Consider the following 12,992-nt stretch of genomic DNA (forward strand, 5'->3'; position numbering starts at 1 on the left):
TATTCATCCTTAATTGTCGATATTTTGGGTGGCATAAGCAATGCTTACCAGCTACGCAAAACCGCAAACACACCATGCCCGGCATCTACCGTGAGCAATTGTCCGCCCAGGCTGGCGTGGGCCAGACCTGGGCGCAGGTTTATTTTACCCAGGCCGGGGATAGTCAAATCCCTGAGCTGCTTTAGTTGTTGCAGTAGCTCAGCACGGCTTAGCTGGCGGCCACTGCGTTTGAGTGCTTCTATCAATACCAGGCCAGATGCATAGGCGGCGTCGCTATAAGCGCTGGGCAAGTCAAACACGGTGCGGCTGGTGCGCCAGGGTAGCAGCAGGCGCAGGCGGGCTGCCTGTGCAGGTGGCAGTTGCAGGCTGGCCGGGCCGATATGGATGGCGCTGGCATACACCAGGCCGTCGCCGCTGTTGGCCAGCATGTCGCGCAAACCAGCAGGGCTGCCAAGATAAATCACGGCCTCGCCCGGCTTGCGGACCTTGGCTGACCAGATTTGCTCGCGCAGGGACTGGTGATTGGCTCTTGCTTGCTGTCGCAACTCCTGGAGCAAAGCAGACAAGGCGGGATCATTGCCCAAGTCATAGATGATGCTCAGTTGTTGTACAGCTTGGTCTTTGGGCGCATCCAGCGCGGCCTGTGCCAGCAACAAGCTGGCTTGTTCGCGCATGGACGGCAAGATGGGGACGCTGCCCGGCGCAAGGCTGTCGGAAAAATTGGCAATGCCCGGCATGGGCAAGGGGCCGATGAGCGCGGGTCTGTCTGCTTCTACAACAGGATAGGGGGTAGTTTGAAGTTGAGGCCGCGAGGCATCTTGCGCACTGGCGACCTCGACAAATGCCTGCTCTGCTGTCGGGTTAATGAGCAGTTCCAGCCTGCGCCCATACACTAGCTGATCGAATGCCTGGCTCAAGCCTGCCTGTATGGCAGCACCGTAAGCGTTGGCAGGCAAACTCACGCCTACACGCAACACGGTGTCCGTCAGGCCCGGCGTGTCTTTGGCGATGATATGCAGGTAGGCGATCAGGTCATCCAGGCTGGCGGCATCTATCTGATAACGTGGCATGAGCGGGTGCAGGCTGAGCCCATTGCTACCCAGGCCCTCGGTCAGTGCGCGTTGCAAGAGCAGGCGGTCTGCCTGGCCTGCTAATCCTGCCAAGCCTGCCAATGCGGGGGCGCGCAGGCCGCCCTCTTCCCGCCCTTCGCCGCGGCTGCCATGGCAGCGTACACAGGCTGCCTGGCCATTGTTGCCCTGATGGTAAATGGCTTGCCCGCGTTGTATGGCTGCGTCCTGTGCTGCTGCACTTTCAAGCAAGAGCAGGCACAGCAAACCGCAAAAAATGGCCTTGAAGCTTGCCATCATCTCGCAGGCAGCAACTTCCCTACGGCTAAGGCGATGTCTTCGGGCTTGGCGGTGGCGTATATTTTTTTCCAGTCGCCGGTCTGTACATTGCCTGCCAATAAAATACCGCTGTGGGCATCTTTGTCTTCACCGCTACCACCCAGTTTTTTAGCCACTGCGGCAATATTCTCAGAACTGCCGGTCAAGAATAACCAGCCCGGGCGTACCTGGAACTTGCTGGCAAAGTCTTTTAATACCCTGGGGGTATCGGTGTCGGGGTCTACCGTGATGCTGACCATTTGCACGCGGGGGTCCAGCAGGGGTTGCACCCTGGCCAGGTTGGCGGTCATGGGGGAACAGATGCCAGGGCAGGTGGTGAAGATGAAATTGATGAGTACGACTTTGTCTTTCATGACGTCATCAAAGAAGTGCACGGTTTTGCCGTCTTGTGTTTGCAAAGGCAAATTGGGAAAGTAGCGGCCGTTGGCGGTTTGCAGGGCTGGGTCGGGGCCAGCTACTTGTTCTACGGTTTTCAGGATGAGTTTGGCTTCTGGCATGCTGGCCAGCTGTTGCCAGGCATTCTTTTTTTCATTGATGACCAGCACCAGGCCGCTATGATTGCTGATGTCACCGACACCGGCATTCAGGGAGCGTAATAATTTATCGACGACGGCTTTGTTACCCGTCAAAAACTCCCAACCCGGGCCTGCCTCAAACTGTTGTGCGAAGGCTTTCAGGCGTGCTGGCTGGTCGGTGTTGGGGTCTATGCTGACAGAAATAAAAACCACGTCGCGCCCTACCCTTGTGCCCAGCTCACGTTGCACCTGGCGCAAGGTGGCGGTTTGGGTGGGGCAGATCATGGTGCAGGAAGTGAAGATGAAATTGACGACAGCCGTCTTGCCTTGCACCAGGTCACGGTAGAAGGCCACATTCTTGCCATCCTGGTTGATGAGCTGGGCCTCAGGGATGGCGCGGCTTGCCGCCAGTGCGGACGATGCCCAGAACAAGCCCAGGGCGCAATAGCCGATGCATCGCATGATCTGGGTCAGCACAGCCTGCAGGTTTTTTATCTCTCGCTTCATATCGATCCCGATTATAGAAAACCCTATCTCACCGTCAACATCAGTTGTGTCGTCTGGTTCCAGCTCATGCCCAGCGATGCTGACTGAAAGTAAACATAGTAATGACCACTGCTGGGTGCTGCAAATGTGATGCCATATGCACCGCTGTCCAGTGCACTGGCATCGAGTTGCAATTGCTGGCTGTTTGCGGTATTAAACAGCAAGACCTGCAAATCTGCTACGCCAGACTTGGCTACACCGCTGACAGTATCACGGATAATAAATTGCAGCTTCTGGCTTGTGCCCTTGTTCAAGGCCTGGGCCGAGGCCGCGCCTGCCAGTGTCACTGCATAATGCGCCGGTGTTGGCCTGGCCGGATCAGCCTGCACCGTGAGGGGGAAACAATGCAGCATCTTGGGTGTATCGAGATAAAACACCAGTTGGTAATTACCCGCTTTGGGCAAGCGGGCGCTGGCCTGGTACAGCCCAGGCTGGCGCTCTTGCAGGCTGTGGTCCAGCACCAGCACGGCACGTGGTTCGTGGCCATAATTGCGGAAGCTGCCGGCAGGCGCACTCATGCCTTCCTGGTAGTAATAAATGGTGCGGTCTGCCGGGTTAGCCAGCAGGGCGGCTGTGCCATTCGGTGCCATCACGGTGGTGTCGGCCAGGCTGCTGGCGCTGCGCCCCTGATCTGGCGCTTTTTGTCCATTACCGACTGCGGCCAGTGCCAGTGGCTGGCCAGACTGTATGGCATGTTCTATCGCATCGAGTGGCAGCAGTTGCACGATTTCGCTATGACGCCGCCGGATATAGGCGATGCGATCAGAAAACGTCACCTGGTCAGGGCCATGAGTAACATCTGCAACTTTTACGATCTGGTTGGTGGCAGCATCGAGCAAATCGAGTTTGTTTTTTTGTGGGTTGAGGATAAAGCCATAGCGGCCATCCGGTGCAAAGCGGATGGTGGAAATACCCGGCAGCGCCTTGATACTGGCCGCCTGCTTGCCCGCCCCATCAAAGGCAAGCACCTGGCCATCGCCTTCATGGGCGACGTACAGCAGTTGTGCCTTGACTGACCATGCCATGGCGACCGGCTTGCTGCCAGCGGTTATATCTGCAATCTTCTTGAGGCTGCTTGCGGCTATGAGGCTGATGCTATTGTCTGCGCTATTGCTGACAAATGCGCTCTTGCCGTCATCACTGAAGGCGATAGTGTGTTTGCCCTGCCCAGTCTGGATGGTAGCCAGCACTTGTGCACTGTCCGCCGCCAGCACCGCCACCCCCTCATCGGTCAATACCCAGACTTGCTGTGCACCTGGGCGCAAGGCCATTTGCCCGGGATGACCAGGCACGGGTACCTGGGTTTTGACTTGCCAGTTGTGGGTATCCACCAATGCCACTTCATGCACCTGTGGCTGGCTGACCCAGAGGTTTTGCTCAGGGGTCAGCAACCAGTCTTGCCCTTGCCCGTGCAGTATCACCATGGTCAGCAGTTTGGAGCCGCCAAAACCGGTTTGTGGATTGATGACGGAGATGGAATTATCTTCATTCAGGGCCAGCACATAATAAGCATTCAGATTCAGTGCGGGTGCATGCAGTAAATCGCCGCCGATGAAAGTCGCCACCTTGCGGCGGCAAGCCTGCTCGCTATTGCTGCCACCAATATCGTCGTCCTTGCCTGGCCCATCTACCCAGGCGATAGGTCGCGCATTGCGTATGGGACTTGCGCTGGCTGCATCATGCAGGCTCAGGCTGAAGCGGGCTTCGCCCCCCTCTTGCAGGGTGTGTTCAACTTGCAGTTGCAAGGCCACGCCATCCCTGACGACTTGATCGCTTGCGGGTTTTGTCTCTGCTACTGCCAGCGTTGCCGCATTGCAGGTCATCACCGTTGCCAGCATCAGCCCGGCCAGGGCATGATGCCAGCATCTGCGCATGGATTTTTTCTTCTGCAAAGCCCTGGTTGGTATTGCCTGTTCCATTAACGTTTCCGTCGCACTATTTCTTGCACGGGCAACACGGGTTCAGCCAGTTTTTCTGTCAAGTTGATGGCCTTGCTGGCGGCCGTGACTATTGGCCTATGCTGCGCCAACCCGCCCAAAGAAGAACGCACTTCCAGCATCTGGGGCCGGGCCACATTGGCTTTGAATTGCCAGTGTCCGGTTTTATCAACCGGCGCGGTACCCAGTTCTTTGCCATCGGCCACCACGGTCACAAAGTCAGCCTGTTCCCATTGCTCACGGCCAAGGCGCAGCGTGACACTGCCCAGCAATTCTATGCTGTTATCGTTGGACAAGGCCTGGTCTATTACCACGATATCGGCAAACCCGTGCTGGGCTGCGGGCGTTGCCACTGCAGCAGTTGGTGCAGCTGGTGCAGCTGAGCCTGTCGCAGGGCTGACACGGAACACGCCCCAGCTACCGGCAGCATACTGACTATTGGGCCAGCTACGGTACAGATAATCTCCCGGTACTGCGAATGCGCCACCGGCTTTATCGATGACGACATCGAAATGTGATGTCGTGCCATACCCAGACTGCGTGCCTGTCGATGGCGAGGCGGGATTATGGCCTATCCTGCCTGAGTCATCAGTATAAGGCTCAAACTGCCATTGGTGACCAGTCAGCTCAAAGACATTCTGATTGTCAGCCAGCCCGGTGGGGCCAAACAGGCGGAAACGTACTGGCGTACCTGCATTAGCACGGAAGGTCGGTGTTTTCGGCTCACCATTGACCAGGGTATTGGATACTTCGGAGGTGGTGTCCATGCTCGCCAGGTTGGCGTTGATTTTGACATCTGTGCCGTAGCGATAAAAGAAAGGCTCGGTACGATAATTAACCGCCATCAAGGGTGATTTGGCGCTGTAGAGCGATTTGCCCTGATATTGCATGGCAATATCCGTTTGCATAAAGACGGCAAAGTCACGGAAGGGTTTGCCACTGGCCGGTGACACCGTGCTGGAGACATGGGTATCCACATCATCTTGCCATTTCGCGCCCAGCGGTTCTATGATCATGCCGCCAAACAAGCCATGATAAGCCTGCATCAGCGGGTCGGCGGGCATCAGGTTGAGGGCACCAAATTCTATCGGTGTGGCTTGTGTGACGCCATTGTCGTTTTGCAGGGTACCGGCATACCAGGTATAGGTGATGGAGGGTGGCGTACCGCTACATGGTGCCGGGTTGCAGGCAGCAACGGTTTGGACTGGATTGCCACCGACATTCATGCCGTCGGCATTGCTGACATCCATCGCCAATAACTGCGGATGCAGGCCAACCTGGCTGGAAGGCAGCAAATTGATATTGGCATAAGCGGCGGTAAAACCAAGGTGGGGTCGTGCTGCCGATTCGCTCGTGGTAAACACCGCTGCATTTGCATTGACACGATTAGTCAGTTGCAGCTTGATGATATCACCAGCGGCGGCGCGCAAGGCCAGTGGCTCAATATTGCGCCCGGCTTTCAGACTGCCATTCGGATTCAAGTCCTGGTCCTGCACATAGACGATGGCATTGGGGTCACTCAGGGCCAGCGTGCTATTCAAGCCCGTGGCGCGCCGGTTGTTATACAGGAGTTGCTGATTTGGGCCCAGCAGTTGCTGTATCGTCGTGGCAGATACCTTGAACTCACGCACGCAGGGACCACGCGCACTGCAATCGGCAGGCAGGTTTGGCAAATTGGTCGCCACTGGCCTGATGTTTTGATTACCAGGCAAGCGCGCCAGCCAGGGCACGGGGCTATTGTGGCTGCGCATTAAACTCCAGGCACCACTGACCGTACCATCATAAGCATCGCTGGTGTTGACCAGATAATCCAGCGTTTGTGCCTTGCCGGTTTGCGGGATGGTGAACAGCATTTCAAAATGCTCGGACAAGCTCATGGTCTGGCTGTCGCGATAACCCGAGTTGCTATCGAACGGTTCAAACAGCCATTTGTTGCCATTCACGGTGACGGTATGATTGCCGACCAGGGCACCGTCGATGACGCGTAACTGCACAGGGTCATTTTCATAGACATGCAACAGCGGGGTGTAGGGATCGGTCGCTCCCATCTGGGCACTGACAGCCTGTACCGGGAAAGTGAAGCAGGGATTGGTCGCACTCTTCACGCAGAGCGGATTGATGTTGGCCCCGCCCATGGGCTGTACATTCAGTTGTGCATCATTGCGTAGTGTGGAGCTATAGGCACGCGCCAGGTCTGTGCCCGCATTGGCGACCCCGCTATTTGCCGCCACCCTGAGAGCAAGGGACTCATTGCGATAATTGAGTACCGATACACCGACACCAAAACCACCGATGATGCTGGGCTTAGTGACAGGCGGAATCGGTGGATTGACCGGATTGCTGAGTGCCACTGGCAAGCAGTCAACACAATTGATGCCATTTTGCGGATCAGCCCAGCCGGTATATATGCCCTTAGTACTGGGCTTGCAGCCACTGAACCTGGGGTCTTGTTCCGGGTAGCAATCAAAACTGGAGCGGCTGCCTGGCAGATAGGCAAACTGCGAGTCAGCAACAGCGAGCGCAAATTCGCGGTAGGCCTTGCCCTGGCGCGTCAGGATATTGGCGGCATAACTGGTGGGGCCGCCATCATTGCGTACCCCCATGAGCATCTTGCCATCTGTTGTGGTCCAGCTTGAACCTGCTGGTTCCACGACCAGCCCGGCATATAGCCCCACCATCTGGTGTGTAGATGGACCAAAATGGTCATGGGTAAATACGGTCAGCAAAGTGCGGTCGGCTTGCTGCTTATCCAGCACAGGATCAACCCACCAGCGTTGCACGGTGGCCTGCGCGCCCAGCCACTGCATGCTGCCGGGCGTAGGCCCATCGCCAAATGTGGCTATGCTCTTAGGTGTCAATCTGTTTTGTTTGCCATTGGTAGTTAAACCACCGGCCTGGTTGATGGCGGTGATACGGCCACGTACTTCATCCGGGCTGAAGGTACCGTCTTCATAATTAAAACCGTTGGCTGCACCATCAGAGGCAAGCACATCAAATTTCACCAGATGGATATGCTGGCCTATGATATCGGTGGGCGTGCGCACCTGGAAATCATCCAGCTCATAATAGCTGGGCACCAGATTGGCATGCCAGTATTCGACCACATCATTGCTGCGGGCGCGGAAGAACAAGGGTTCTGGCGGTTTCTCACCGTTGATGATGGGCTTCACGTCCTGCCACAGCGCCAATATGCGTTGCTGCGGGAAATGCCAGCCCTTCTTGTTGAGGACCACGTCAGTCTGCATGGCCGCACCTTTATAGATGCGTAACGGCGGCGTGCCGACTGCCCCTCTGGCCGGATTGGCAAAGGGGGCACCAGGTGCGCGCGCCAGGCCATTCATGGCAAATTGTGCAGGCCTGCCATCGGGCAATCTGGTGGCGACGGATTTTTGCTCATGCATAGCCATGGCCGCCTGTTCTGTCGCAGTGCCCTGCTCCGGCAATTCTATGGCGTTGATAAGACTCATCTCTTTGGTAAAGTCAGTCTGCGTGTATTGATCGACAGAAATCGTGCCGCCAGTAATCAAATGACGTGGCAAACCACCATTGAGTGTCACCCCATTTTCCACCGCAAAATCATTGGGTGGGTGCGGCGCACGGTGCCCCGCCAGTCCAGGCACAAAGAAGGGGTAACCAGGGTTGCCTGCACCGGTGACCTTGACTTGCCCTTTATCGATATGCACGGCGGCCGGCAGGGGTGCCATGGCGCGGGTGGGCAGGGGTACTACTGCCGGTATTGGCGTGCCAGCCAGAATCTCGGCATCAGGCAGTGCCCTGGACAAAGGCCTGGGCTTGCCGTCACTGTCGAGGGACGTACCCAGTTCCAGCACATCATGGACGCGGAACAGGGCCCACATGCCGCTGGCAAAGTGCGGATAGAAATGGCAATGGAAGATAGAGTCGCCCGGCGTCAGGTTGCGGTTGCCGCTGCCCTCATAGACCAGGTCCATGGTATAGGATGAACCCGGGCCTATGGTCTGGCTATCAAGATAGCTGCTGGTATCACTGTCCGGTGAATACAGCCACTGATGGGCATGGTGGTGATGCACATGGAAGATACCCTGCCCCGCATGCAGGACGCGGAAACGGGCGCGGTCGCCCTGGTAAGTGTGATACACATTCGATGGATCATCAGGGAAGCGCGCCACGGTAGCTTTAGGTGGCGTACAAGGCTGGGGCGAGCATGTCAGATTGGCTGGATTATCGACCACCATGGCAGGGTCACCACCAGCCCATGAGCTCAGGAAAAACTCTTCAAATTTGCATTCAGGGCAATCGGCAGTCGGCCCGACCTTGAGCCGGTTAGCGAGGATTTCGGCAGAAATACCTGCCGACCCATAATTGATGGAAAACGCATCATTGGCACCGCTGAGTACATTATTGGAGTCCGCCAGTTGTGAAAATGCCTGCACCAGAGCGAAAGACTCATGGTACATCACCGTCACTTCACGATAGGGTGACTCTGGATTAGGATAAGATGGATTGCGTGTCCCACTGACAGTGAAGGGACCGTGGTTGGGGCCGGTGACGATAGCTGTCAAATCGCTATGGACAATGTTATTCCTGGCATCCAGCATTTTTAATACTGGCTTGCTGCTGCCGGGTATCAGCGCATCATAATTGATGACCGGATAACCAGTCGCGCTGGTGCCCGATGCCTGCTGCATTTCAGCTTGCGTAACCTGGCTGCGATACCATTCCGACCCGCGCGGCTGCACATTGACGGAGCCAAACAGGCCATACGTCAATTGCTCTTGCCCGGCCATGCTATAGAGCAAAAAGCTACCCTCTTCTGCCGCAAACAGGCGATAAGTGATCGCTTTTCCAGGCTGGATAATGCCACTGGCATAGCCTGTTGCAGATATGGCATTATTGCCCACAAAGCTGCCGCCATCGGTGATGGTTTGTACCAGCTCCATACCGGCCACATGCACCGATGCATTGCGCGTAGCAGGCGGGTTGGAATTGGAATACGGCCGGTTGAGCCAGTTCTGGAAATTGATCACCAGGCAATCACCGACATTCGCCCGCAAGACCATAGGGCGCGGCCTTTTGCCTGGCCGCAATTGCGCATTGCCCGGCCCTGGCGTATTGCCCCTGACAGCAACCACATCGCCAAGCAGTGCATACACCATGCCGCCCGGTTGTGCAGTACCCAGACGGTTAATCATCATCGCCTGTTCTATCGCCACCACGTCAGCAGAGATACTACGTTCGCAGCGCCCGGCAGCTAAATTATCCGGTGCAGCATGGGCTTGGGTAGCGAGCACGAGTAGCATGGGAGCAAGGCTACTGCCTATCATAGAAAGGATTTTCATCTCAGTTCCATTTCAAGAAAGTGGGGGAATCACAAACCTGGGCGCAGCCAGACAGAGTTGTCAGCTGTTGATATTTTTAATTGCATTTTTTACAATTACAAACACACTATACTCCTATTTCTTAAATTTTTAGCAATCAAAAAAAATATTTTGATCAGCTGGGTGCTCAGCTGGGTGATCAGCTGGGTAAGCGGCAGAGTAATGAGCAGAAAATGGCGTTGTGTTTTTAATACAAACCAGCGCTGCTGACGCAGAATAACCAGCATCAAAAGAAAGCTCTGGCCAGCATTGCCAGATGAGCCGTTTCACGTATATAGTCTTTGCTTCCATGCAAGATTAATCCAGCAACCATGCCTACCCTGATTTTCACACCACGCTATAACGATGACTCACAAGCCTTGTGGAAGGCCGCGGGTGCACTGGGCTGGCAAGTAGAACGCCTGAGCAACTGGCGTGTGGTTGAATATAGACATTCTCTGCGCCAGGCAGTCTTGCAGCATGCATCGATCAAGATCTAAAAATTTTACGACAATATCTGTCAAGAAAGGCACCATGTTCGAGCAATTGAAGACCCTGCTGCAAACGCATAAGGCCCGCTTCCGCGTGGTAGAACATCTGGCCGAAGGCCAGTCGGAAAGAGTTGCCGCTATCCGCGGCACAGAAGTGGGTCAGGGTGCCAAGGCCATGCTATGCCAGAGCAAGGATGACGCCGCCAAACTGATACTGGCGATCTTGCCAGGTGACCAGAAGATCGATTTCAAAAAACTGGCGACCGCCGTACAAGTCAAGAAAACCAGCTTTGCTGCCCCGGAGGCGGCCATGGAAAAGACTGGCTGCGTCATCGGTGCAATCCCACCCTTTGTATTTAATGACGATATACAACTGGTGCTTGATCCTTCACTGGTGTCGCGCTATGCTGAAATTGCCTTTAATGCCGGGCGGCTCGATACCTCCATCATCCTCAATACCGAAGACTATCTGCGCATTGCCCGGCCTATGCTGCATGATATCTGTGCAGCTTGACACCATCCAAGGTTAAGATCCATGTCCATATTATTGCAGGCACGCCGTCATCCCTATTTCATCGTCATATGGGCCGTCATCACCTTCATGTGCAGTGCCGAACATGCGGGCTTCATGTTTTATCTGATCGCCATCCCCTGCCTGCTGTATGCCCTGATCAAAACTGCACTCAACTGGCGCAAGGCAGAAATCCGCAATAAATATGTATTGCTGATCGCCCTCATCCTGCTGTCAGCGGCGGTGGTGGCGGCTGTGCATGTGCAACGCCATCATCATGCCCGCGCCTATGCCGACAATATCATCAGTGAACTGGAAAAACACCGGCAAGTACATGGCGATTTCCCTGCCAGCCTCGACGATATCCCCACACTGGCAAGTGCGGAAAGTCGCCCTCATATGCTGTTCTACAATAAAGGCAGTGATGGCCCTTTCCTGACCTATGCCGCGACCTTTGTCCCTTTTGAAGCCTGGCACTATGACTTCACTGAAAAAGCCTGGGTGTATGATTATGATTGAGCTGGTAAATACGGAGTACCGTGTTTTGCAGGGTGCGTTGTAACGCACCAGTTTTTGCTCTAATGTATCAAGACCATGTTGCGCACGGCCTACCCTGCCAAATTGCAGGCCTCAGCATATTGCCTCTTTCCCATGCCCTGAACGCTTCAATTTTCACAGCTAAAGCCGCTCCCGCCGCTTAGCCACTACTGGCCCCCTTGCCTATCGTATTATCAACTCTTAGAGGCTGTTGCGATACAGCCAGATTCGCCATGAACAGCATTGTTTTATGTGAGCGCTATGCTGTAATATGCGCGCAACCTACCACCTTGACACAAAAAATTGCATGAAACGTCTTGCCCTGGCACTCCCGCCTATCCTGGTATTAGCAGCCTACCTGACCTTCGCTCCCGTCCCCATCGTGCCTTTCTCCTGGCAAGCGCCAGTGAGCAACGGCTATACCGGCGTGCACGCTGCCAACACCAGGCTGCAAGACCTGCACAATATAGACTTGCATGGCGAAGTGGGGCCTGAGCATGTGCTGATAGGGCCAGATGGCAAGCTCTATACGGGCATGCAAAGCGGCAATATCTTGCGCATGCAGCCAGATGGCAGCGCCCAGGAAGTATTTTGTAATACCAGTGGCAGACCGCTGGGCATGGCTTTTGATGCAGATGGCAGGCTCATCGTGGCGGATGCCTATAAGGGCTTGCTGTCCATCGCTGCCGATGGCAAGTACAGCATCTTGCTCGATACCTACGAGGGCGGTGCCGTGCACTTCCCGAATGCGGTCGTAGTAGCCCAAAGCGGCAAGATCTATCTGACCGACTCTACTGCCCGCTTTGCTGCCAGACTATGGCATAGCACGAACAAAGCCGCCATGCTGGATATCTTTGAACAATCTGCCACTGGCCGTGTGCTCGAATACAACCCGGCCAGCAAGGAAATGCGCGTGGTGGCACAAGGCCTGAGTTTTTCCAATGGCCTGGTCCTCAGTGCAGACGAGACCAGCCTGTTCGTCAGCGAAAGCGGCAAGTACCGCATATGGAAAATCGCCATCAGCGCCGAGCAACTCGATATTACTGGCGCGCTGACACAAGCTACACCGCAAGCCCGCCTGCTGTTCGATAACCTGCCCGGTTACCCGGACAACCTCACGCGTGGCCAGAACGGCAAAATATGGCTGGGGCTGGCAGGCCAGCGCAACTTCCTCGACTACACCGCCGAACGCCCCTACCTGCGCAGCATGGCCCTGCGCGTCCCGCGCATGCTATGGAAACTGCCACAAGCCTACGGTCACATCATCGCCTTCACCGAAGACGGCAAAGTCACCGCCGACCTGCAAGACCCCAGCGGCAATTCACCCACCGTCACCGGCGTCACGGAAACTGCGAACCGGCTGTATATTCACAATGTCAGTGGCAAGGGCCTGGGGTGGATGGCGAAATAAAGAGTATCCATCTCACTCTGGCAAACATGCATTTTTGCAGAAGCGGCTTGAGCCGTGTATTCCTTGCCGCTTATGCCAATTCGCGGCTGAAGCCGCTCCAACGGCAGCTAAGCTCATAGTTTATGACACCCAGAAATCAAGAGAAAAATATCACCATAGTCAGTAGGGTGCGTTGTAACGCACCAAACGAGTCAGGTATTTAAGTTCATGCAAACAGTATCGTTTGTCTATTTGAATGCACTCTCACTCGTCATTCCTGCGCAGGCAGGAATCCATGGCATGGTATTAGTGCCGTGAAATTT

The 12,992-nt window shown here is 55.4% G+C and carries 9 protein-coding genes; 4 read left to right on the plus strand and 5 right to left on the minus strand.

Going from position 1 to position 12,992, the window contains the following annotated elements; genetic code table 11:
* Positions 1-44: 44 nt before the first annotated feature.
* The 5 genes from ACO0LC_RS10735 to ACO0LC_RS10755 form a co-directional block, all read right to left on the minus strand.
* Positions 45-1,364, minus strand: coding sequence for a c-type cytochrome (locus tag ACO0LC_RS10735; RefSeq protein WP_423002786.1), 1,320 nt, complete (start codon positions 1,362-1,364; stop codon positions 45-47).
* A complete protein-coding gene (locus ACO0LC_RS10740; RefSeq protein ID WP_423002788.1) occupies positions 1,364-2,428 on the minus strand; it encodes an SCO family protein in 1,065 nt (354 codons plus the stop codon). Before ACO0LC_RS10740 ends, ACO0LC_RS10735 begins: the two co-directional genes overlap by 1 nt.
* A gap of 23 nt (positions 2,429-2,451) precedes the next feature.
* On the minus strand, positions 2,452-4,386 hold the full coding sequence (locus ACO0LC_RS10745; RefSeq protein ID WP_423002790.1) for a YncE family protein: 1,935 nt from the start codon (positions 4,384-4,386) through the stop codon (positions 2,452-2,454).
* A complete protein-coding gene (locus tag ACO0LC_RS10750; RefSeq protein WP_423002792.1) occupies positions 4,386-9,722 on the minus strand; it encodes a hypothetical protein in 5,337 nt (1,778 codons plus the stop codon). The genes ACO0LC_RS10745 and ACO0LC_RS10750 overlap by 1 nt, the downstream gene beginning before the upstream one ends.
* 129 nt (positions 9,723-9,851) lie before the next feature.
* Positions 9,852-10,052, minus strand: a complete 201-nt coding sequence (locus tag ACO0LC_RS10755; protein ID WP_423002794.1) for a hypothetical protein — start codon at positions 10,050-10,052, stop codon at positions 9,852-9,854.
* Positions 10,053-10,072: 20 nt separating this feature from the next.
* Here ACO0LC_RS10755 and ACO0LC_RS10760 point away from each other — a divergent pair, with 20 nt between their 5' ends.
* From ACO0LC_RS10760 to ACO0LC_RS10775, 4 genes are all read left to right on the plus strand, one after another.
* Complete coding sequence (locus ACO0LC_RS10760) at positions 10,073-10,240, plus strand: hypothetical protein (protein ID WP_423002796.1); 168 nt, start codon at positions 10,073-10,075, stop codon at positions 10,238-10,240.
* Positions 10,241-10,274: 34 nt separating this feature from the next.
* Positions 10,275-10,745 (plus strand): YbaK/prolyl-tRNA synthetase associated domain-containing protein, encoded by a 471-nt coding sequence (locus tag ACO0LC_RS10765; RefSeq protein ID WP_423002798.1) that lies wholly within the window; start codon positions 10,275-10,277, stop codon positions 10,743-10,745.
* A 21-nt stretch (positions 10,746-10,766) separates the two neighbouring features.
* Positions 10,767-11,261, plus strand: coding sequence for a hypothetical protein (locus ACO0LC_RS10770; protein ID WP_423002800.1), 495 nt, complete (start codon positions 10,767-10,769; stop codon positions 11,259-11,261).
* Positions 11,262-11,586: 325 nt separating this feature from the next.
* Positions 11,587-12,690, plus strand: a complete 1,104-nt coding sequence (locus ACO0LC_RS10775) for an SMP-30/gluconolactonase/LRE family protein (RefSeq protein ID WP_423002802.1) — start codon at positions 11,587-11,589, stop codon at positions 12,688-12,690.
* Positions 12,691-12,992 lie beyond the last annotated feature (302 nt).

This window comes from Undibacterium sp. JH2W (assembly GCF_049340425.1).
Taxonomy (GTDB): Bacteria; Pseudomonadota; Gammaproteobacteria; order Burkholderiales; family Burkholderiaceae_D; genus Undibacterium.

Excerpts from the sequence above, each read along its gene's own strand:
- ACO0LC_RS10735 (WP_423002786.1), bottom strand. The coding sequence starts at position 1,364 with ATGGCAAGCTTCAAGGCCATTTTTTGCGGTTTGCTGTGCCTGCTCTTG.
- ACO0LC_RS10740 (WP_423002788.1), bottom strand. The coding sequence starts at position 2,428 with ATGAAGCGAGAGATAAAAAACCTGCAGGCTGTGCTGACCCAGATCATG.
- ACO0LC_RS10745 (WP_423002790.1), bottom strand. The coding sequence starts at position 4,386 with ATGGAACAGGCAATACCAACCAGGGCTTTGCAGAAGAAAAAATCCATG.
- ACO0LC_RS10750 (WP_423002792.1), bottom strand. The coding sequence starts at position 9,722 with ATGAAAATCCTTTCTATGATAGGCAGTAGCCTTGCTCCCATGCTACTC.
- ACO0LC_RS10755 (WP_423002794.1), bottom strand. The coding sequence starts at position 10,052 with ATGGAAGCAAAGACTATATACGTGAAACGGCTCATCTGGCAATGCTGG.
- ACO0LC_RS10760 (WP_423002796.1), top strand. The coding sequence starts at position 10,073 with ATGCCTACCCTGATTTTCACACCACGCTATAACGATGACTCACAAGCC.
- ACO0LC_RS10765 (WP_423002798.1), top strand. The coding sequence starts at position 10,275 with ATGTTCGAGCAATTGAAGACCCTGCTGCAAACGCATAAGGCCCGCTTC.
- ACO0LC_RS10770 (WP_423002800.1), top strand. The coding sequence starts at position 10,767 with ATGTCCATATTATTGCAGGCACGCCGTCATCCCTATTTCATCGTCATA.
- ACO0LC_RS10775 (WP_423002802.1), top strand. The coding sequence starts at position 11,587 with ATGAAACGTCTTGCCCTGGCACTCCCGCCTATCCTGGTATTAGCAGCC.